Below are 18,469 nucleotides of genomic sequence, written 5' to 3'. Positions count from 1 at the left end.
CAGGGCGACGTACGGGGCAGGCATGCGAGTTCAGGGGGAGATGCCTGGTGACACAGACCGATGAGACGGTGAGGGCACTGTTCGGCACGCTGGAGCGGGTGGTCGGACGGGTGCCCGGGGCGTGGCGGCGGCAGGGGGAGCACACCACCCGGCTGCTCGTGAGCCGCCTGCCGCTGGCCACCTTGAACGGCGTGTTCACGGAGCGGCTCGAGCCCGACGCCGACGAGGTGGCGGAGTTCGCCGGCGTGCTGGCGAAGGAGGACGTGCCCTGGTCCGTCCAGGTGCGCGGCGAGCCGGCACCCGCGCTCGAGAAGATCCTCCGGGCACACGGCCTGACCCAGCCGCACGCTTTGCATCTCATGGCCAAGGAGCTCGACGGCCCGGCGCCCGTCCGGGACGGCGTCCGGGTGGCCGGCGCACGTGACCAGCAGGACTACGCGGACGTGCTCACGATGGGCTTCGAGGCGCCGCGCGAGGTGATGGGCCCGTTCGCGTCCCCGGCGCTGCTGGAGGCGCCCTGGGCCACCGCCTACCTGCGAGAGCAGGACGGGGAGCCGGTCGCCACCTCCTACGCGGTGCGGGACGGTCGCCACGTCGGCCTCTTCAACGTCGCGACGCTGCCCCGTCACCGGCGGCACGGCCACGGCCGCGCCGTGGTCGAGGCGGCCATGGGCGGCGGATACGCCGAGGGCGCCCGCTGGGCGTACCTCCAGGCCGCCGACGACGTCTCACCGTGGTACGCCTCGATGGGCTTCCGCACGCTGGAGACCTGGACGTACTTCCTGCCCGGCTGAGCGGGCGCCTCCCGGGCGTCCGGCGCGCGCCGTGGGAACCGCTGGATCACGGACGTCTCCGCGATCCAGCGGGCCGGGTCGTGACAGGCGTCAGAGGGTGGCGGTGGGCATGGAGGGCGGGGGTTCGTCCCGCTGCTTGAGGTACTCCCGCCATTCGCGCACGCCCTTGCGGTCGGGGCGCACACCGCCCACGAAGGCGCTGCGCCGCCAGGCGGAGAGCTTCTCCTCCTTCACCACGTCACCCGTGCGCGGGGCGTGCACCATGTAGCCGGGCCGGGAGATCATCCCGACGTGGCCGAGGTTGCTGAAGAAGACCAGGTCGCCCGGTTTGAGGTTCTTCCAGGAGACCTTCTTGTCGAACGCCGCGTACTGGTCCGCGGCCACCCGGGGCAGCTGGATCCCCGCCTTCTGGTACGCCCTCAGCATGAGGCCGGAGCAGTCGTAGCCGCTCGGGCTGGTGCCGCCCCACACGTAGGGGGTGCCCCGTTTGTTCATCGCGAACTCGAGCGCGATCTTCCAGGCCGGCTTGGGGCGTTTGACCTGGATCTTCTTGAGCTTGGGTCCGTCCAGGGTGATCTCGGACGTGACGGGGGCCTTCTGGGCCGGGGTCTGCTCTTCTGTGGCCTTCTGGGCCGGGGTCTGCTCTCCTGCGGCCTGCTGAGCGGGGGTCTGCTCGTCCTTGGCCTGCTGTGCAGGGGTCTGCTGGTCTTCGGTGGCCTGCTGTGCGGGGGGTTCGGCGGTCGTCGCCTGTGCGGCGGGGGTGGCCAGGAGGAGCCCGGCGACGCCCGCGGCCGAGGCAATGGCGATACGTGACAAGGGGGACTTGTCCTTCCATGCGGCCGGCCGGGTTAGCTGACGGGCTCGGGCTTGGAAGCAGCCCTACGGCGTGGGGTTCGCCGATTCGCCCCGGGGGGAGGGTGGGTCCCCGGCTCCACGCAACCGCTGCGTGGATTAGGCCCGTCGGACTCTAACGAAACGGTCAAAGGCGCGTAAACAGTAAAAAAGGTAAAATATCGGACGTCCGGGTAGTGAGATGGTTGCTCGTCAGGCGAGACGAGCGGGTAAGGTACCGCCATGGAGTCGCGCAACATCCGCCTGGCCGTGATCCCCGGAGACGGGATCGGCGCCGAGGTCGTCACCGAAGGACTCAAGGTCCTGGAGGCCGTGGGCACGAAGTTCGAGCCCACCCACTACGACCTGGGCGCAGCCCGTTATCACCGCACCGGTGAGACGCTCCCCGACTCCGTGATGGAGGAGCTGCGCGGCTACGACGCGATCCTGCTCGGCGCGATCGGCGATCCCAGCGTCCCGCCGGGCATCCTGGAGCGCGACGTGCTGCTCAAGCTGCGCTTCGCCTTCGACCACTACGTCAACCTGCGCCCGGTCAAGCTGTTCCCGGGCGTGGAGACGCCGCTGGGCGACACCTCCGCCGAGGACATCGACATGATCGTCGTGCGCGAGGGCACCGAGGGCCTCTACGCCGGCACCGGCGGCGTCATGCGCCGCGGCACCCCGCACGAGATCGCCACCCAGGAGTCGCTCAACACCGCCCACGGCGTCGAGCGCGTGGTGCGCTACGCCTTCGACAAGGCCATGACGCGCCCGCGCAAGAAGCTGACCCTCGTCCACAAGACGAACGTGCTGACCTACGCCGGTGACCTGTGGCAGCGCACGGTCAACCGGATCAGCGAGGAATACCCCGAGGTCACCACCGACTACTGCCACATCGACGCGGCCTCGATGTTCTTCGTCACCCAGCCCGAGCGCTTCGACGTGGTGGTGACCGACAACCTGTTCGGCGACATCATCACCGACCTCGGCGCGGCCATCGCCGGCGGCATCGGCCTGGCCGCCAGCGGCAACATCAACCCCGAGCGCACCGCGCCCAGCATGTTCGAGCCGGTCCACGGCAGCGCGCCCGACATCGCCGGCCAGGGCAAGGCCGACCCGACCGCGACGATCCTGTCGGTCGCCATGCTGCTCGACCACCTCGGGCTGCAGGCCGAGGCGGCCAGGGTCGAGCAGGCGGTCTCCGACGATATCCTCGAGCGGCTGGCCGGCTGGGCGGCTCGCACCACGCGCGAGATCGGCGACGACATCACCGCGCGAGTATCCGGCTAGGACCGCCTAGCCCCGGAAGCGCCTGGTGGTCCGCGAAGGACTACCGGGCGCTTTTTCGCGTCCAAAGCGGCTAATCGCCCCATCAGCCGCTTGCCATCCCATATAGCGAGACAATAGGAAGTACGGACACCCCGCCGCCGGGGCGCGCACCGTGCCCTCATCGGGCAGATTCCGTGACATTTCGCCAGATCGTAGAGAGAAGGACCGCGGTCATGACCATCGCTCAGAAGCTCAGCTTCGACGTGCAGCTATCCGACCACGCTCGCACCGCGGCCGAGCGGGAGCAGGTAATGGCGAACCCCGTCTTCGGCAAGGTCTTCACGGACCACATGATCTCGATCGACTTCACCGAGGGCGAGGGCTGGCACGACGCCCGGCTCATGCCGTACGGCCAGCTCTCCCTCGAGCCCGCCACCTCGGTCTTCCACTACGGCCAGGAGATCTTCGAGGGCATGAAGGCCTACCGTCAGAGCGGCGGGTCGATCGTGACGTTCCGGCCGTACGCGAACGCCGCCCGCTTCAACCGCTCGGCGGTCCGTCTGGCGATGCCGGAGCTGCCCGAGGAGACGTTCGTCGAGTCGCTCGAACTGCTCGTCCAGACCGAGCGGGAGTGGGTGCCGACGCCGGAGGGGCACAGCCTCTACCTGCGGCCCTTCATGATCGCCACCCAGCCCGGCCTGGGCGTCAACTACCCGTCCAAGACCTACAAGTACATGGTCATCGCCTCTCCGGCGGCCTCGTACTTCGCCGGCGGCATCAAGCCGGTCTCCGTCTGGCTGTCCACCGAGTACACCCGGGCCGCACCCGGCGGCACCGGCGAGGCCAAGTGCGGCGGCAACTATGCCGCGGCGTTCGTCGCCCAGCGCCAGGCCGTGGAGCAGGGCTGCGACCAGGTCGTGTGGCTGGACGCCCACGAGCGCCGCTACGTCGAGGAGATGGGCGGGATGAACCTGATGTTCGTCTTCGGCGACAAGCTCGTCACCCCGGCGCTGACCGGCTCGCTGCTGGCCGGCATCACCCGCGACTCGATCCTGACCCTGGCCGGCGAGCTGGGCCTGGAGGTCGAGGAGCGGCTGATCTCGGTGGACGAGTGGGAGGCCGGCTGCGCGTCCGGCGAGCTGACCGAGGTCTTCGCCTGCGGCACGGCCGCCATCGTGACGCCGGTGGGCTCGGTCAAGGGCGCCGACCGCTCCTGGACCATCGGCGACGGCTCGCCCGGCGAGGTGACGATGCGCGTCCGCGAGGAACTGATCGGCATCCAGTACGGCACCCGCCCCGACCCGCACAACTGGGTCCACAAGATCCTCTGAGTGAACCGGGCCCCCGGGCGACCTCCGGGGGCCGCACACGGGCCGCACACGGGCCGCACGTCAGGCCCGCTCGTCCACGTTGCCGAGGTACGCCTCGTCGCCGCGCGCCCCGGCGGCCGCCCCCGGCGGCACCAGCTCCTCCAGCCGCCGCACGGTCTCCTCGTCCAGCGCCACGTCGGCGGCGGCGGCGTTGGCCCGGACGTTCGCCGCCCGCCGCGTGCCCGGGATCGGCACCACGCCGCGGTGCATGAGCCAGGCCAGGGCGAGCTGGGCGGCCGACAGGCCGCGTTCGGCGGCCAGCGCCGCCACGGCGTCGGCCAGGGCCACGTTGCGGTCGAGGCTGCCGTCCTGGAAACGGGGGTTGCCACGGCGCCAGTCGCCCTCCTCCAGCTCCTCGCGCGTGCGGATCGTGCCGCCGAGCAGGCCGCGCCCGAGCGGGCTGTAGGCGACGAACCCGACGCCCAGCTCCGCGCAGGCGGGCAGCGTCTCGCGCTCGGGCTCCCTGCTGAACAGGGAGTACTCCGACTGCACGGCGGTGACCGGATGCACCGCGCAGGCGCGCCTGAGCGTCCCCACGGACACCTCCGACAGCCCGATGTGCCGTACGGCGCCCGCCCGCACCAGCTCGGCCAGCGCGCCCATCGTCTCCTCGATCGGCGTGGTCGGGTCGAGCCGGTGCAGGTAGTACAGGTCCACGTGGTCGGTGCGCAGCCGGTCGAGGCTGGCCTCCAGCGCGCGGCGCACGTACTCGGGCCGGCCGAGGCCGGGCACCAGCCTGCCCTGGTCGTCGGCGTTCCCGCCGAACTTGGTGGCCAGCACGACCTCGTCACGCCGGCCCCGCAGCACCCGCCCGATCAGGCTCTCGCTGTGGCCGGCGCCGTAGACGTCGGCGGTGTCGATCAGCGTGATGCCCGCGTCGAGCGCGGTGCGCAGGGTGTCGGTCGCCTCCTGCTCGTCCACGTCGGCGTAGACGTGCGGCGCCAGCGTCATCGCGCCGAAACCCAGCACCGAGACCGTCGGCCCGCCGCGCCCGAGCGTACGGAACTGCATGTCTGCCCCCTCGGAAGTCCCCTCGGAGGGGATGCCCGCCGGGACGCCGGCACACGCGCGTCAGTTCTTCATGATCATCGTCAGGCCGTCGGCCACCGGCAGCATGACCACGCTCACCCGCGGGTCCTCCATGACCAGGTCGTTGAACTGCCGGATGTCGACGGTCGTGTCCTCGTCGTGCGCCGGGTCGGCCACCCAGCCGCGGCGCAGCGTGTTGTCGGCCAGCAGCAGCCCGCCCGGGCGCAGGCGCTCCATCAGCAGCTCGTAGTAGCCGGGGTAGTTCGCCTTGTCGGCGTCGAGGAAGGCCAGGTCGATGGTCTCGTCGAAGGCGACGAGCGTCTCCATGGCGGGCCCGAGGGTCAGCGTCACCCGGTCGGCGAGCCCGGCCTCCTCCCAGTAGCGGCGGGCGACGGACGTCCACTCCTCGCTCACGTCGAAGCAGTGCAGCCGGCCGCCGGTCAGGCCCCGGGCGATGCAGATCGAGGAGTAGCCGGTGAAGGTGCCCACCTCGACGGCCACGCGCGGCTGCGCCAGCTTCGTGATCATGGTGAGGAAACGGCCCTGGTCGGGGGAGATCTGCATGCCCGCGTTCGAGGCGGCGACCTCGGCGGTCTCCTCGGCGAGTCGCTCCAGCAGAGGGTCCGGCCGTGTGGTGTGCTCGATCACGTAACGCGCGACCGCGGGGTCGAGGAGATAAGCCTTCATGCGGCCATTGTCGCGGTTCGGGTAGGGTCTGCGCGATCAATGAGGTGAGAGTGGGCTGATGATGAAGCGGTTGGTGGCGGTCGCGGTGGCGTGCGCGGCGATCGTCGTGATGGGGGTGCTGGCGTTCTCGGAGCCGGGCGTGTCGTCGTCCGAGGGCGTGCGGCTGACCCGGCAGGCGGACGGGTCGATGGTGCTGGCCGACCGGTCGAGCAACGCGCCCGTGCTCGACGTGTTCGAGGACTTCGACTGCCCGGTCTGCAAGGACATGCACGCCAAGGTCGACGCCACGATCCGAAGGCTGGCGATGTCCGGCCAGGTCAAGGTCGTCTACCACGCGGTGACGATCTTCCGCGACGAGCCCATGCGCTCCAACTCCATCCGCGCCGCCGCGGCCGCCCGCTGCGTCCCGGAGGCGAACTGGCTGGCCTTCCGCGACGAGCTGTACGCCATGCAGCCCGCCCCGCACGGCGTGGCCTCCGGCTTCAAGGTCAAGGACCTCGCGCGGGCGGCCAGGAAGGCCGGCGCGAACGTCGACTCGTGCATCACCTCGCAGTCGTACGCGAAGGCGCACCTGGCGCAGAACGCGAAGATCCCGCTGGAGGGCACGCCGACCGTGCTGCTCGACGGGCGCATGCTCGGCAACGAGGTGTTCGACGCGGCGGCGCTGGAGCGGGTCATCACAGGAGGCGACGGCGTCACGGTGTGACCCGGTGGCCACCGGCATCCGGCCCTGTGTCCAACCTGTGGGACCGGTGTGTCGGATGCCGGATTCGTATGGCACACTGGGTGGCACCATGTTCTACGGTCTGCTCATTATCGGCAGGCGCGCCGGCTGACGAAGGACACCGCCGGCGCGCAGACCTCTCACGTCCGTGAGGGGTCTTTTTGTTTTCCCGGACACCCGCGCAGACCACCCAGGACTCCATCCGGAAAGAAGAGAGAGCCATGTCCGACGACCGTTTCCACGTATATGACACGACGCTGCGTGACGGCGCGCAACAGGAGGGGCTCAACCTCACCGTTGCCGACAAGCTCGCCATCGCGCGTCAGCTGGACGGACTCGGCGTCGGCTTCATCGAGGGGGGCTGGCCGGGCGCCAACCCCAAGGACACCGAGTTCTTCAGGCGGGCCCGGACCGAGCTCGACCTGAAGCACGCGCAGCTCGCCGCGTTCGGCGCGACCCGCCGGGCCGGGGTGAAGGCCGCCGACGACCCACTGGTGGCCGCACTGCGCGAGTCCGGCGCGCCGGTCGTGACCCTTGTCGCCAAGAGCCACGACCGGCACGTCGAGCTGGCCCTGCGGACGACCCTCGAGGAGAACCTCGCGATGATCCGCGACACGGTCTCCCACCTGCGGGCCGAGGGCCAGCGCGTCTTCCTCGACGCCGAGCACTTCTTCGACGGATACCGCTCCAACCCCGCCTACGCGCTGGAGGTGGTCAGGACGGCCGCCGAGGCCGGGGCCGACGTCATCGCGCTGTGCGACACCAACGGCGGCATGCTCCCCGACGAGCTGGCCGAGGTCGTCCACGCGGCGGTCGGCACGAGCGCCCGGGTCGGCATCCACTGCCACGACGACACCGGCTGCGCCGTCGCCAACACCCTGGCCGCCGTCAAGGCCGGCGCCACCCACGTGCAGGGCTGCGCCAACGGCTACGGCGAGCGCTCCGGCAACGCCAACCTCTTCACGGTCGTGGCCAACCTGCAGCTCAAGCGCGGCTACGACCTCGTGCCGCGCGAGTCGCTGGCCGAGATGACGCGCATCGCCCACGCCATCACCGAGGTGACCAACGTCACGCCCAACTCCCACGCCCCCTACGTCGGCATGTCGGCCTTCGCCCACAAGGCGGGCCTGCACGCCAGCGCCATCAAGGTCGACCCCAACCTCTACCAGCACATCGACCCGGCGCAGGTCGGCAACGACATGCGCATGCTCGTCTCCGACATGGCGGGCCGCGCCTCGGTCGAGCTGAAGGGCCGTGAGCTGGGCTACGAGCTCACCCCCGACCACACCAAAGCCCTCGTCGGCCGGGTCAAGGACATGGAGTCGCGGGGCTACACGTTCGAGGCGGCCGACGCGTCGTTCGAGCTGCTGCTGCGCGACACCGTGCAGGGCGAGCGCCGGCGGCACTTCGAGGTCGAGTCCTGGCGCGTCATCGTCGAGCGCACCAAGGGCGGCGAGCTCGTCAGCGAGGCCACGGTCAAGCTGCACGCCAAGGGTGAGCGCATCGTCGCCACCGGCGAGGGCAACGGCCCCGTCAACGCCCTCGACAAGGCCGTGCGCCTGGCGCTGGAGCAGCTCTACCCCGAGCTGGCCAAGCTGGAGCTGATCGACTACAAGGTCCGCATCCTGGAGGGCACCCACGGCACCCACGCCGTCACCCGCGTGCTCATCACCTCCAGCGACGAGCGCGCCGAGTGGTCCACCGTGGGCGTCGCCGAGAACATCATCGACGCCTCCTGGCAGGCGCTGGAGCAGGCGGTGACGTACGGCCTGCTGCGCGCCGGCCGCGAGCTGTCGTGACCCGCTAGATCACGCCGGCCGGGAAGGACACGCCGTCCACGGTCACCTTCCCGCCGGAGCAGGACACCTTGGGCGAGTCGGTCCCCGGCACGATCACCGTCAGCAGGGACTCCGCCGCGGGCGAGACCACCACGTTCGCCTGCTTCTTCGCCAGGTACGCGGGCGACACCCAGCCCAGCTTGCCGCCCCGCTCGACCTTCTGGCCGCCGATCCGGTCACAGGAGGTCAGCTGGAGCAGGGTGACCCTGAATTTCCCGTCGCCCAGGACGACCTTGCCGCCGTCCTTGGAGACGAGCTTGAGGTCGGGGTGGAAGCGCCAGATGTTGCTGATCTTCTTGCCACCGGAGGCGGTGTCCAGCACGGCCATCAGGTCGTGGTCGTCGCCGTGGTCGACCATGACCGACCGGGTGCGGCTCACGCCGTACGCCTGGTCGGTCAGCCGGAACGACTGCCGGTCGTCGCCGACGCGGGACTTCACGAGCTTGCTCGCCGTGCGCGGGCGGAACTTCTGGCCCACCACCGTGGGCACGTTGTGCGCCTCCGGCGAGAGCGTCCAGTAGCGGTAGGAGCTCTTCTCGTAGGAGTGGAAGCCGCCGTCGACCAGGATGTCGCGGCCCTGCGCGTAGTAGGTGACGCCGAGGTGGTCCTCGTGCCCGTGGAACTTCATCCCCGGGCCGAACCTGATCGAGTAGTACGCCGACTCGGCGTCGTCGAAGGACGTGCGGCCGAAGACGTAGCCGGCGTTGTAGACCTTGACCTTCTGCTTCGGCGTGCCGGTCTCCATCTGGGGCTCGGTGTCGGCGCTGCCGTCGCCGATGGGCACCATGTAGCCGTTCGGCATGGTCGCGTGAGCGATGAAGTCCTTCAGCGCGTCGGTGCGCTTGGCGATCTCGGCGGGCACCTTGCGGTCGCAGGCCTTCATGTTCGCCATCGCGACCTGCAGGCGGCCGTGCACGTAGACCGCGTAGCGCGGCGCCTGCTCCATCAGCGCGCCCTGGGAGTCGACGTCGAGCTTCACCGTGCTGATGAGCCGGCTCGCCGCGAGGCTCTGCCAGTCCTTGCGGCCGTAGCGGCAGCCGATGCCCATGAGGGCGATGTCCTGGTCGATGCCGTGGTTGTGGCCCTTCTTGTACAGCTTCGGGTCCGACAGGAGCTTGGCGTGCACGGCCAGGCTGTCCTTCAGCCAGCTCGCGTTCACGTGCCGGCTCAGGCAGAGCAGCGGCTGCGTGCGCAGCGACACCGGGTGGTCGGTCCACACGTACGGCTGGGTGCCGCGGGCGCCGTACTTGTTGTGCTCCACCCAGTCCTTGGTGATCTCGGTGGCGCGGTCGAGATAGCGCTCCTCGCCGGTGTTCTCGTACTCGACGACCAGGGCGCCCATCCAGCGCAGCGACTGGAAGACGTACTCCCACGACCGGTTCTTGTACGGGCTCGCGTCCCAGTCGATCTTCTTGCCCAGTTTGTACGGCGGCAGCCCGACCAGCGAGATCTCGCCGCTCATGACGTCGGACACCGTCGGCGTGCCGGGCAGCCAGTCGCCCTGGCACTCCGCGGTGCGGGCCACCTTGTCGGCGTGCGCGGGGCTCACGAGGGCGCCGAGCGCGAGCGTGAGGGCAAGAGGGATCGCGAGCCGGCGCACGGCGGGGCCTCCAGGGGCGTGATCAGGACGACAGTCGGGGCGGAACATGCTTTCGGAATCGCGATCACCAGGTCAAGCCGAGTGCCCGATTCGTTAGCCGTCCGTCCGCCGCGCGGCCCCGTGTTCCGCTGGGCGTACCGGCTGCGACATGCTGGAGGGCGTGAAACTCGACGACCTGGTGATTCCCGACACACCCGCCTGCCGGGGCGCGTACGAGGTGGCCGCCCGCTACCACACGCCCTCGCTGCTCAACCACTCCGTGCGCGCCTACCTGTGGGCGGCGGCGTACGCCCAGGCGAACGGCATCGCGTTCGACGCCGAGCTGCTCTACGTGGCCGCGATGTTGCACGACATCGGGATGGCCCCGGAGTTCGACAGCCGCACCGTGCCGTTCGAGGAGGCGGGCGGGCACGTGGCCTGGGCGTTCTGCGCCGGGGCCGGCTGGTCCGCCGAGCGCCGGGTGCGGGCGAGCGAGGTCATCATCCGCCACATGTGGGACGAGGTGCCCTTGGCGGAGGACCCGGAGGGTCACCTGCTCGAACTGTCGACCGGCATGGACATCTCCGGCCGCCGTACCGACGAGATCCCCGCCGGGGTGCGCCGCGAGGTGCTGGCGCTGCACCCGCGGCTGGACATCGCCATGGAGTTCGCCGCCTGCATCTCGGAGCAGGGCACGCGCAAGCCGGACAGCTTCGCCGGCCGGTTCGTCCGCGCCGGCATCACCGAGCGCATCGCCCGCAACCCGCTCGACGCGCCGGAGGCCTGACTCAGGACTTCGGGGCGGCGCTCTCGACGACCTCGAAGCTCCACAGCTCCGAGCCCGACGCGGCAGGGCCCTGCCCGTGGCCGTGGCCCTGCCCCTGGGCGCCCTGCCCCTGGGCGCCCTGCGCCGCCTGGGCGTGCCCGCGCTGGAACGCCTGGCCCTGCTGCCACTGCTGGAAGTCGTCCTCGCTGCGCCAGCGGGTGTAGACGAGGTAGCGGTCGGTGCCCTCCAGCGGCCGCAGCAGCTCGAACCACTCGAAGCCGTCGGCCGACTCGACCATCCCCGCCCGGTTGGAGAAGCGTCGCTCCAGCTCCTCCCGCATCTCGGCGGGCACGGTCAGCACGTTGATCTTCACGACGGACACGCGAGGACCCCTCTCGTCAGCGCACGGCTCTTTGCGGTGAAGGTGAGGGCTCCAGGCTAACGCGGGCCACCGCCGGCACATGATCCCGGTCCAGCGCGTCGCGCATGTTCGGCAGCGCCACGCGGACCAGGTGGCGGCTGAGCTCGTTCAGCGGGGCCGACTCGTCGGCGACCAGGCGCAGCCGTACCTCGGGGTCCTGGCGCGAGCCCGTCATGCGGGCGTCGGCGTCCAGCACGGACGGGCCGCTCGCGACGTCGGCGGCCACCGCGCGGGCCATCGCGCGTGCCGACACGTCGGTGACGCCGGTCGGCGTTTCGTCCAGGACGAGCGTCCCGCGCGGCTCCCTGCGCCACTGCGCGAGCAGCCAGCGCACGCCCAGGACCGCGAGGATCAGCCCCGCCAGCGCCACCAGCCACCAGATCCACGGGCTGGTACGCGTGAAGAACCCCGCCACGTTGGCGTCCACGATCGTCGTCCGCGAGGCGGCCCAGTTCTGCGGGAACGCGCCCAGCCCGCGGGCCAGCGCCGATCCGCCCAGCAGCGTCAGGACCAGCCCGACGATCGCCAGCCCCCACCGGTTGCCCCGGCCCGGCTTCCTGCTCACTTGCGCTCCTTGACGTGCACGGCCACCCGGTACGGGTGCACGGGATCCAGCTCGGCCAGCTTGGCGAGCACGGCGTCGCGTACGTCCTTGCGGAACTCGTCGCGTTTGCGCCAGCCGGACGTGGTCGGTGTGACGGTGAACGTGCCGCCCCGCAGCTTCGCGCGGGCCGAGCGCACCCCGGGCACCTGCTCGGCCGCGCGGGCCAGCGCCCGGGCGACGCTCCTGGGACGCAGGCCGATGATGAGGTCGCGGTGGCCGCTGCGTACCGGCACCATCTTCGGCTTCCCCGGTACGAGCGCGGCGGCCAGCAGCGCGAGCCCCAGCAGGGTCACCAGCGCCGAGCCGAGCAGGAACCACGGGTTCGTCCACAACGTCGAGGACGCCCAGCCCAGCATCCGGTCGTACGGCACCAGGCGCAGCGGGCTGCCGAACAGGGCCGAGAGCGTCTCGACGGCCAGCAGCAGGCCGAGCAGGGTGAGCAGGATCGCGACGACGACGGCCGGGATCCGGCGGCGCGGCCGGAACGCCCGCACGGCGGCCCGGTCGGCCACCTTGTCGTGCAACGTCTCGAGCGCCGCGCTGTGCGCCCCGGACGGCGTCCCTCCGCCGTGAACCGTCCCGGACGGAGTCCCCTCACCGTGAACCGCTGCGGAGGGTGTCCCTCCTCCGGGGACCATTCCGTGGGGCGTCTCTTCGCCGGGGGCCACTACGGCGGGTGTTCCCATGCCAGGAACCCTCCCGGGGGGCGACTCTCCACGGGAAGCGGCCGTGGGCATCCCGCCGCCGGGCGCCATTCCGTGGGGTGTCTCTTCGCCGGGAACCGTCTCGGACGGGGTCCCTCCGCCGGGGGCCATCCCGTGGGGCTCTTCGCCGGGAACCGTCCCGGACGGTGTCTCTTCGCCGCGAGCCGTCTCCCTGGCGGCCTTCTCGGACGGAGGCGTCTGCCCGGCCGGCTTGCCGGCCTCGTCGTCCGGAAGGACGCACATCTGCGGCTCGGTGTCCGCTTCTCGGCCCGCCGGAGTGTGCTCGGGGGGCGGTCTGCGGTCTTCCGGGCCCTCGGGAGGGGAGCCGTGCGTGGTCATGGTCACGTTCCTTCCGTCAGCCGCCCCACGCCAGGTCGCCGCCGAGTTCGCTCACGACGATGTCAAGCCGGCGTACCTCCAGGCCGGTCTGATGCTCGACGCGGCGGATCACGTGCTCCCGCAGCCGCGCCACCGCGGCGTGCAGCGGCGTGGGGTAGGCCATGCTCACGTTCAGCCGGAGGGAGGCCTGCTCGCCGCGGACCCGCGCGGCCGACGGCCGCGCCCACGGCGACCCTCCCATGCGCACGTCCCGCACCTCGGGCACCTCCCTGGCGGCGCAGCAGGCGATCTTCGCGACCGCCCGGTCGGCGATCTCCGTGCGCCCGCGGCGCTCCGGCGCGGACAGAGGGGCGGGCCGCTGCGCGGGAACCGTCACTCGGCCAGGGGTGACGGCGGTCATTTCCGCCTCACGGACATGCCGGACAGGTTGATCTCCCCGGTCTCGACGATCCGCCCGATCAGGAAGCCGACCGCGCCGAGCACCAGCACGAGCAGGAACGCACCCAGCCCGCCGAACGCGCCCGCGAACCCCAGGGCGATCCCGGCGGCCATGCCGATCATCGGCATCCACTGGACGTTGGTCATGATCCCTCCACGATGTCGTCGATGCGCACGTTCACCGGGCGGTTCCCGGCCAGGTCCGCCACCGCCCGCCGTACCTCCTCGGCGGTCTCGGGCAGCGGGCGGGCGAGCGTGGCGACGATGGCGATCTCCACCTCGCGCTCGTCCGCCGAGACCCCGGTCAGCCGGTCGCCGGGCAGGTACGTCGCTACCGTCCCGAAGGGGCCGCCGGACAGCTTGACCACCCCGGAGCAGGCTCGCGCCCGCTCGGCGATCGCCCGAGCGTGCCCCGCGTCCCCGGAGACCCCGGCCCCGGAAGCGGCAGCAGCGGTGTCACCGGAGGCGGTGGGCCCGGAGGATGCCGGGGACCCGGTCATTGGACCCGCGGCTCCTGCTCGGGCTCGCTCTGAGCCTCGCGTCCCCGCTCCTGGTCGGGCAGGTGGACGTCGTCCACCCGGATGTTGACCTCCGTCACCTCCAGCCCGCACATGCGCTCGACCGCCGTGATGACGTTCTTGCGCACCGCCGCCGCGAGGTCGGGGATGGCGGTGCCGTACTCGGCGACGAGGTCGAGGTCCACGGCCGCCTGCCGCTCGCCCACCTCGACCGAGACGCCCTGGGCGACGCTGGAGCCGCCGACCATGCCGCGCATGCTGGCGAGCGCTCGCGCCGCGCCCGCGCCCATGGCGTACACGCCCGACACCTCGCGGGCGGCGAGGCCGGCGATCTTGGCGACGACACCGTCGTCGATGCTGGTGGTGCCTCTCTCGGTCACCAGTGAGGTCGCCATGCCGGCGCCCTCCTGCGTCCTGGCCCGCGGCACGGTACCCGTCGCGCCGGTTCCGCCGGGCCGGTTAGACATTGTGTCCGACACGATCCGTCACCCCCTGGATGTCGTCCCTAATAAGGGGAAATAACCCCAGCTGCACCACCGAAGCTCAACAAAACGGACTTTGGGGTTAATAATGGACAGTTGCTGACCCGTTGCGGGCAGGCGCGCCGTGGATGGGCCGACCCCTCGGAGGCGGCGATAGCCTTGTCGGGTGCGTATAGCGAGGTTCTCCACAGGCGAAGGTGCCGTCGCGTTCGGCGTGGTCGAGGGCGGTCCCGGCGAGGAGTTCATCTCCACGATCGCCGGTCACCCGTTCAGTCAGGTGCAGTTCACCGGCGAGCGGTTCGCGCTGTCCCAGGTGAAGCTGCTGGCCCCGATGCTGCCGAGCAAGGTGGTCGCCATCGGCAGAAACTACGCCGAGCACGCGGCCGAGCTGGGCAACGAGGTGCCCGAGGAGCCGCTGATCTTCATCAAGCCGTCCACCACCGTGATCGGCCACGGCGAGAACATCGCCTACCCCACGTCGTTGTCCGACCGGGTCGACTTCGAGGGCGAGCTGGCCGTGGTGATCGGCCGGCTGTGCCGCGAGGTCCCGGTCGAGCGCGTCAAGGACGTCATCTTCGGCTACACCTGCGCCAACGACGTCACCGCCCGTGACCTGCAGAAGAAGGACGTGCAGTTCACCCGGGCCAAGGGGTTCGACACGTTCTGCCCGCTGGGCCCGTGGATCCAGACCGATCTCGACGCGAGCGACCTGGCGCTGACGACCACGGTCAACGGCGAGATCCGGCAGAGCGGGCGCACGAGCCAGCTCATCCACGACATCCCGGCGCTGGTGGCGTACGTCAGCGCGGTCATGACGCTGATCCCGGGCGACGTCATCCTGACCGGCACCCCGGCGGGCGTCGGCCCCGTCGAGATCGGCGACGAGGTCAGCGTCGGCATCGAAGGCATCGGCACACTCACGAACAAGGTGGTCTCCCGTGACTGAAGTACGGGTGCGGTTCGCCCCGTCCCCAACCGGCATGTTTCACGTGGGCGGCGCCCGCACGGCGCTGTTCAACTGGGCGCTGGCTGAGCAGTCCGGCGGCCGTTTCGTGCTGCGCATCGAAGACACCGACGCCTCGCGCAACCGCCCGGAGTGGACCGAGGGCATCATCTCCGCCCTCGACTGGATCGGCATCAACGGCACCAACCCGGCCTTCGAGGGCCCGTACTTCCAGTCGGCGTACGAGCCGCAGCACCGTGAGGCCGTGGCCAAGCTGCTGGCCGACGGCCGGGCCTACTACTGCGACTGCACCCGCGAGGCGCTGGTCGCCCGCACCGGCTCCGAGCACCGCGGCTACGACGGCTTCTGCCGCGAGCGCGGCCTGACCGAGGGCGCCGTGCGCTTCCGCACGCCCGACGACGGCGTGACGATCGTGCACGATCTCATCAGGGGCGACGTCGAGTTCCCCAACGAGGCCCAGGAAGACTTCGTCATCGCCCGCACCGACGGCTCGCCCCTCTACGTGCTGGCCAACGCGGTCGACGACATCACCCAGAACATCACCCACGTCGTCCGCGGCGAGGAGCATCTCGGCAACGCCGCCAAGCAGATGCTGCTCTGGCCGGCCCTCGGCGCGACGCCGCCGGTGTGGGCACACCTGCCGGTGATCGTCAACGAGCAGCGCAAGAAGTTGTCCAAGCGCCGCGACAAGGTGGCCCTGGAGAGCTACCGCGAGGAGGGCTACCTCGCCGAGGCGATGGTCAACTACCTGATGCTGCTCGGCTGGGGCCCCGGCAACGACCGCGAGATCATGCCGTGGTCGGAGATGGTCCCGCTGTTCCGGCTCGAGGACGTCAACTCCGCCAGTGCGTTCTTCGACGAGAAGAAGCTGCGCGCGTTCAACGGCGAGTACATCCGGGCGCTGCCGCTGGAGACGTTCGAGGAGCGCTGTGCGCCCTACCTCGACCCGACGTGGGACCGCGAGCGCTTCAGCAAGGTCGCGAGCCTGGCCCAGACCCGCATCTCCGTGCTGTCGGAGATCCGGCAGAACGTCGACTTCCTCTTCCTCGACGAGCCGGTCTTCGACCAGGCGTCGTGGGACAAGGCGATGAAGAACGCCCCCGAGGAGATCCTCACCGGCTACCTGCAGCGGCTGGAGAGCGTGAGCTGGGACCCTGAGTCGCTCAAGCAGGCTCTGGAGGAGGTCGGCGCGGCCCACGGGCTCAAGCTGGGCAAGGCCCAGGCCCCGGTCCGGGTCGCGGTCACCGGCCGGACGGTCGGCCTGCCGCTGTTCGAGTCGATCGAGGTGCTCGGCCGCGAGCGTGCCCAGGACCGCATCCGCTCGGCGCTGACGCGCCTGCGAGGCTGATCGCGGCTCCGGCGGCCATCGCGAGCCACACGCCGGTGACGCCGAGCCACGCGCTCAGCCCGTACGCGAGGGGCAGCTGCACCGCGAAGCCCGCCAGCGTGGCGGCGAGCAGGCGGCCGCCCCTCCCGCTCGCCTGGAGCACCCCGCCGACGGCGATCAGCCCGCCGAACGGCACCAGGTAGAGCGTCATCCAGCGCAGGAAGTCCACGGCCGGGTGGAGCACCGCCGGATCGCCGGTGAACCACCCGGCGACCGGCGCGGCCACCACGTTGAGCACGGCCGCGACCACCGCCCCCGAGACCAGCCCGAGCAGCAACGGCGATCCGGCCGGCGTCGAGCGGGCGGTGCTGATCATCGCGGCCTGCCGCAGCGCGTAGAAGACCATGACGCCGGCCAGCATGATCTTCTGTCCGATGCCGTAGCCGGCCACGGCCGCCGTGCCGAACCCGGCGACGATCGCCACCTGCGCCGTCCCGACGAGGTCGCGAGCCAGGAAATCTCCGGACATGGGAAACCCTGTCCGGATCACCTCCCGCACCACCAGGCCGCCGCCGGGGGAGTGGAGGCGTACGACGGTCGCGAGCGCGACCGCCAGCGTGACCACCCGCGCGATGACCGTGGCCAGCGCGGCCCCCCGCACGCCCATGCCGAGACCGTGGATGAACAGCGGGTCAAGGCCGATCACCAGCGCGTTGCAGATCAGCGCGTGCCGCATGGGCCGCCTGGTGTCGCCGAGGCCCTTGAGGATCCCGTCCACGACCGTCTGCGCGAAGTACACCGGCAGCCCGGCGAGCGAGATCAGCAGGAAACCGGCGGTCAGCGCGGGTTCGCTGGTGAACAGCGCGGCCAGGGGCTCGCGCAGCAACACCCCCGGCACCGCGATGGCGAGGGAGAAGACCGCCCACAGCAGCCACCCCGTCCTGATCACGGGAGCCAGCGGCGCGCGCCCGTCCCGTCGGGCGACCAGCACGGTCACACCCGTCGGCACGGCCAGGAACAGCCCGTACGCGACGTGCTCGACCGTCGTGCCCACCGTGACCGCCGCGATCGCCGCCTCGCCCAGCGACGACACCCAGAGCAAGTCGATCAGGCCGACCGCGACCACGGCGGTGAGCAGTTCCACGTAGACGGGCAGGGCCAGCCGGATCATTATTACCTCGTTTCGATATACATCGCTTAGAGGTATAGCGTTACGATGCACCCATGGCAAGCGGCGGTGATCTGAGCCTGACCATCCTGGGGTTCCTCAACGAGCACCCCATGCACGGCTACGAGCTCAAGGCGCACCTGGCCGCGCTCACCGGCCACCTGCGCCCGGTCAGCGACGGCGCGCTCTACCCGGCCATCTCCCGGCTGGAGGCGAAAGGACTGCTCGAACGGCACGAGGAGGCCGGCGTGGCGGCGGCCCGCAGGCAGGTTCTGACGATCACCGAGGCGGGCCGGCAGGAGTTGTTGCGGCGGCTGCGCGAGCCCGCCGACCTCGACATCAGCGACCAGACCAGGTTCTTCGCGCTGCTGGCGTTCCTGTCGGCGCTGCCCGACCCCGCCGACCAGGCGGAGGTCCTGCGCCGCCGGCTCGCCTTCCTGGAGGCGCCCGCGAGCTTCTTCTCCGCGGGTGGCCGGCCGGTCAGGGCGAAGGACGAGCCCGACCCGTACCGCAGAGGCATGCTGGTCATCGCCCGCGCGTCCAGCCAGGCGGAGAAGGAGTGGCTGCGCCAGCGCATCGAGGAACTGGACGTGCCGCGATAGTGCCTAGCGTCGCCC

The 18,469-nt window shown here is 70.9% G+C and carries 21 protein-coding genes and 1 riboswitch; of the genes, 9 read left to right on the top strand and 12 right to left on the bottom strand.

The window, feature by feature from the left end:
- The first annotated feature begins 47 nt into the window (after positions 1 to 47).
- Positions 48 to 794 (top strand): GNAT family N-acetyltransferase, encoded by a 747-nt coding sequence (locus C1J01_RS06185; protein WP_146615480.1) that lies wholly within the window; start codon positions 48 to 50, stop codon positions 792 to 794.
- Between the two features lie 90 nt (positions 795 to 884).
- On the opposite strand, the gene C1J01_RS06180 is transcribed toward C1J01_RS06185, so the two are convergent.
- On the bottom strand, positions 885 to 1,610 hold the full coding sequence (locus tag C1J01_RS06180; RefSeq protein WP_111176935.1) for a C40 family peptidase: 726 nt from the start codon (positions 1,608 to 1,610) through the stop codon (positions 885 to 887).
- A 7-nt stretch (positions 1,611 to 1,617) separates the two neighbouring features.
- Positions 1,618 to 1,762, bottom strand: a riboswitch (cyclic di-AMP (ydaO/yuaA leader).
- A 106-nt stretch (positions 1,763 to 1,868) separates the two neighbouring features.
- Here C1J01_RS06180 and C1J01_RS06175 point away from each other — a divergent pair.
- The gene (locus C1J01_RS06175; protein WP_111176933.1) at positions 1,869 to 2,915 is read left to right on the top strand and encodes a 3-isopropylmalate dehydrogenase; all 1,047 of its coding nucleotides are present in this window, start codon (positions 1,869 to 1,871) and stop codon (positions 2,913 to 2,915) included.
- A 212-nt stretch (positions 2,916 to 3,127) separates the two neighbouring features.
- Positions 3,128 to 4,225: a branched-chain amino acid aminotransferase gene (locus C1J01_RS06170; RefSeq protein WP_111176931.1), complete on the top strand. Its 1,098-nt coding sequence runs from the start codon at positions 3,128 to 3,130 to the stop codon at positions 4,223 to 4,225.
- A gap of 60 nt (positions 4,226 to 4,285) precedes the next feature.
- On the opposite strand, the gene C1J01_RS06165 is transcribed toward C1J01_RS06170, so the two are convergent.
- Both C1J01_RS06165 and C1J01_RS06160 read right to left on the bottom strand, forming a co-directional pair.
- Positions 4,286 to 5,275, bottom strand: coding sequence for an aldo/keto reductase (locus C1J01_RS06165; RefSeq protein ID WP_111176929.1), 990 nt, complete (start codon positions 5,273 to 5,275; stop codon positions 4,286 to 4,288).
- Between the two features lie 60 nt (positions 5,276 to 5,335).
- Positions 5,336 to 5,980 carry an O-methyltransferase gene (locus C1J01_RS06160; RefSeq protein WP_111176927.1) on the bottom strand — a complete coding sequence of 215 codons (645 nt, stop codon included), beginning with the start codon at positions 5,978 to 5,980 and terminating at the stop codon, positions 5,336 to 5,338.
- A 58-nt stretch (positions 5,981 to 6,038) separates the two neighbouring features.
- Here C1J01_RS06160 and C1J01_RS06155 point away from each other — a divergent pair, with 58 nt between their 5' ends.
- Together C1J01_RS06155 and cimA are read left to right on the top strand one after the other, a co-directional pair.
- Positions 6,039 to 6,686: a DsbA family protein gene (locus tag C1J01_RS06155; protein WP_111176925.1), complete on the top strand. Its 648-nt coding sequence runs from the start codon at positions 6,039 to 6,041 to the stop codon at positions 6,684 to 6,686.
- Positions 6,687 to 6,925: 239 nt separating this feature from the next.
- Positions 6,926 to 8,503 (top strand): citramalate synthase, encoded by a 1,578-nt coding sequence (gene cimA / locus C1J01_RS06150; RefSeq protein ID WP_111176923.1) that lies wholly within the window; start codon positions 6,926 to 6,928, stop codon positions 8,501 to 8,503.
- 4 nt (positions 8,504 to 8,507) lie between these two features.
- Here cimA and C1J01_RS06145 read toward each other — a convergent pair whose 3' ends face one another.
- A complete protein-coding gene (locus tag C1J01_RS06145) occupies positions 8,508 to 10,142 on the bottom strand; it encodes a heparinase II/III family protein (RefSeq protein WP_235854288.1) in 1,635 nt (544 codons plus the stop codon).
- A gap of 160 nt (positions 10,143 to 10,302) precedes the next feature.
- Between C1J01_RS06145 and C1J01_RS06140 the strand changes: the two genes are divergently transcribed.
- Positions 10,303 to 10,908 carry an HD domain-containing protein gene (locus C1J01_RS06140; protein ID WP_111176993.1) on the top strand — a complete coding sequence of 202 codons (606 nt, stop codon included), beginning with the start codon at positions 10,303 to 10,305 and terminating at the stop codon, positions 10,906 to 10,908.
- A 1-nt stretch (position 10,909) separates the two neighbouring features.
- Here C1J01_RS06140 and C1J01_RS06135 read toward each other — a convergent pair whose 3' ends face one another.
- The 7 genes from C1J01_RS06135 to C1J01_RS06105 form a co-directional block, all read right to left on the bottom strand.
- The gene (locus tag C1J01_RS06135; protein WP_111176919.1) at positions 10,910 to 11,269 is read right to left on the bottom strand and encodes an antibiotic biosynthesis monooxygenase family protein; all 360 of its coding nucleotides are present in this window, start codon (positions 11,267 to 11,269) and stop codon (positions 10,910 to 10,912) included.
- 16 nt (positions 11,270 to 11,285) lie between these two features.
- On the bottom strand, positions 11,286 to 11,873 hold the full coding sequence (locus C1J01_RS06130; RefSeq protein WP_111176917.1) for an Asp23/Gls24 family envelope stress response protein: 588 nt from the start codon (positions 11,871 to 11,873) through the stop codon (positions 11,286 to 11,288).
- Positions 11,870 to 12,436, bottom strand: coding sequence for a DUF6286 domain-containing protein (locus C1J01_RS06125; protein WP_111176915.1), 567 nt, complete (start codon positions 12,434 to 12,436; stop codon positions 11,870 to 11,872). Before C1J01_RS06125 ends, C1J01_RS06130 begins: the two co-directional genes overlap by 4 nt.
- Before the next feature lie 535 nt (positions 12,437 to 12,971).
- Entirely contained in the window at positions 12,972 to 13,331 is a 360-nt protein-coding gene (locus tag C1J01_RS06120; protein WP_235854287.1) for an Asp23/Gls24 family envelope stress response protein, read from the bottom strand.
- A 20-nt stretch (positions 13,332 to 13,351) separates the two neighbouring features.
- Complete coding sequence (locus tag C1J01_RS06115; RefSeq protein ID WP_111176911.1) at positions 13,352 to 13,540, bottom strand: hypothetical protein; 189 nt, start codon at positions 13,538 to 13,540, stop codon at positions 13,352 to 13,354.
- Positions 13,537 to 13,893, bottom strand: coding sequence for a hypothetical protein (locus C1J01_RS06110; protein ID WP_235854286.1), 357 nt, complete (start codon positions 13,891 to 13,893; stop codon positions 13,537 to 13,539). The genes C1J01_RS06115 and C1J01_RS06110 overlap by 4 nt, the downstream gene beginning before the upstream one ends.
- Positions 13,890 to 14,378: an Asp23/Gls24 family envelope stress response protein gene (locus C1J01_RS06105; protein ID WP_438943092.1), complete on the bottom strand. Its 489-nt coding sequence runs from the start codon at positions 14,376 to 14,378 to the stop codon at positions 13,890 to 13,892. Before C1J01_RS06105 ends, C1J01_RS06110 begins: the two co-directional genes overlap by 4 nt.
- 181 nt (positions 14,379 to 14,559) lie before the next feature.
- On the opposite strand from C1J01_RS06105, the gene C1J01_RS06100 reads away from it, so the two are divergent.
- Together C1J01_RS06100 and gltX are read left to right on the top strand one after the other, a co-directional pair.
- Complete coding sequence (locus C1J01_RS06100) at positions 14,560 to 15,339, top strand: fumarylacetoacetate hydrolase family protein (RefSeq protein ID WP_111176907.1); 780 nt, start codon at positions 14,560 to 14,562, stop codon at positions 15,337 to 15,339.
- A 34-nt stretch (positions 15,340 to 15,373) separates the two neighbouring features.
- Positions 15,374 to 16,705, top strand: coding sequence for a glutamate--tRNA ligase (gene gltX, locus C1J01_RS06095; RefSeq protein ID WP_235854290.1), 1,332 nt, complete (start codon positions 15,374 to 15,376; stop codon positions 16,703 to 16,705).
- On the opposite strand, the gene C1J01_RS06090 is transcribed toward gltX, so the two are convergent.
- A complete protein-coding gene (locus tag C1J01_RS06090; RefSeq protein WP_111176903.1) occupies positions 16,599 to 17,855 on the bottom strand; it encodes an MATE family efflux transporter in 1,257 nt (418 codons plus the stop codon). The genes gltX and C1J01_RS06090 overlap by 107 nt on opposite strands.
- A 53-nt stretch (positions 17,856 to 17,908) precedes the next feature.
- On the opposite strand from C1J01_RS06090, the gene C1J01_RS06085 reads away from it, so the two are divergent.
- Positions 17,909 to 18,454 carry a PadR family transcriptional regulator gene (locus C1J01_RS06085; protein WP_111176901.1) on the top strand — a complete coding sequence of 182 codons (546 nt, stop codon included), beginning with the start codon at positions 17,909 to 17,911 and terminating at the stop codon, positions 18,452 to 18,454.
- Positions 18,455 to 18,469: the final 15 nt, after the last annotated feature.

Source organism: Nonomuraea aridisoli, assembly GCF_003236395.1.
GTDB classification, from domain to species: Bacteria; Actinomycetota; Actinomycetes; order Streptosporangiales; family Streptosporangiaceae; genus Nonomuraea; species Nonomuraea aridisoli.
The sequence above is the reverse complement of the archived record's forward strand: the minus strand, read 5'-3'. Positions and strand labels throughout refer to the sequence as shown.

What these genes read in the sequence shown, in the direction of transcription:
- C1J01_RS06090 (WP_111176903.1), bottom strand. Translation starts at nt 17,855, where the DNA reads ATGATCCGGCTGGCCCTGCCCGTCTACGTGGAACTGCTCACCGCCGTG.
- C1J01_RS06170 (WP_111176931.1), top strand. Translation starts at nt 3,128, where the DNA reads ATGACCATCGCTCAGAAGCTCAGCTTCGACGTGCAGCTATCCGACCAC.
- cimA (WP_111176923.1), top strand. Translation starts at nt 6,926, where the DNA reads ATGTCCGACGACCGTTTCCACGTATATGACACGACGCTGCGTGACGGC.
- C1J01_RS06110 (WP_235854286.1), bottom strand. Translation starts at nt 13,893, where the DNA reads ATGACCGGGTCCCCGGCATCCTCCGGGCCCACCGCCTCCGGTGACACC.
- C1J01_RS06155 (WP_111176925.1), top strand. Translation starts at nt 6,039, where the DNA reads ATGATGAAGCGGTTGGTGGCGGTCGCGGTGGCGTGCGCGGCGATCGTC.
- C1J01_RS06165 (WP_111176929.1), bottom strand. Translation starts at nt 5,275, where the DNA reads ATGCAGTTCCGTACGCTCGGGCGCGGCGGGCCGACGGTCTCGGTGCTG.
- C1J01_RS06085 (WP_111176901.1), top strand. Translation starts at nt 17,909, where the DNA reads ATGGCAAGCGGCGGTGATCTGAGCCTGACCATCCTGGGGTTCCTCAAC.
- C1J01_RS06160 (WP_111176927.1), bottom strand. Translation starts at nt 5,980, where the DNA reads ATGAAGGCTTATCTCCTCGACCCCGCGGTCGCGCGTTACGTGATCGAG.
- C1J01_RS06115 (WP_111176911.1), bottom strand. Translation starts at nt 13,540, where the DNA reads ATGACCAACGTCCAGTGGATGCCGATGATCGGCATGGCCGCCGGGATC.
- C1J01_RS06175 (WP_111176933.1), top strand. Translation starts at nt 1,869, where the DNA reads ATGGAGTCGCGCAACATCCGCCTGGCCGTGATCCCCGGAGACGGGATC.
- gltX (WP_235854290.1), top strand. Translation starts at nt 15,374, where the DNA reads ATGTTTCACGTGGGCGGCGCCCGCACGGCGCTGTTCAACTGGGCGCTG.
- C1J01_RS06105 (WP_438943092.1), bottom strand. Translation starts at nt 14,378, where the DNA reads ATGTCTAACCGGCCCGGCGGAACCGGCGCGACGGGTACCGTGCCGCGG.